Here is a 536-nt window from a genome sequence, read left to right as displayed (position 1 = left end):
TCTGCCAGCGTCCCCTTTCTTAACTCTTCCTCGACGAGAGCAGAACCGAGCAAAGCAATCCCAGTATGATATAGAACGGTTCGCTTAATGGTCTCATCCGTCTCACATTCGATATAATTATCCGGTGTAAATCCGTATTCCTCCAAACACTCATTGACAAGCCGCTGTATGTTGGAGCCTGATTTGTAAGTAATGAATGGATAGGTTTCCATTAAAATTTTCGCATCATATTTTTCATATAACTCCCTGGTTGTCACCAAAACAAGATCCTCTTTACCGAGTGGCAGTGTTTCCATGATAGGTGAATCACAGGGACCTGCTATAATTGCCAAATCGGCTTCATTCGTAGCGACTTTCTTCATCGCATCATTGCTGTCACAGGAAAACAACTGCAGCTTGACCTTTGGATTATGAGAAATATAAGAGTGGATGATGAGTGACAAATAGTGCGTACAGTAGAACTCCGGCGCTGCTATTGTTAATAATCCATGTGGATTATCCAGCTTTCTTAGCTCCTGCTCCATCTCTTCGAGCAC

At 42.9% G+C, this 536-nt stretch carries 1 protein-coding gene; it reads right to left on the bottom strand.

The window, feature by feature from the left end; all coding sequences use genetic code 11:
* Positions 1-536 (bottom strand): substrate-binding domain-containing protein (locus tag GC102_RS23675; RefSeq protein ID WP_171691675.1); only part of this gene is annotated, 536 nt, incomplete at both ends.

The sequence above is a fragment of the Paenibacillus germinis genome, from assembly GCF_013141785.1.
Classification (GTDB): Bacteria; Bacillota; Bacilli; order Paenibacillales; family NBRC-103111; genus Paenibacillus_E; species Paenibacillus_E phytorum.
Note: the sequence above shows the minus strand (reverse complement) of the source record. Positions and strands in the feature narration are given on the sequence as shown.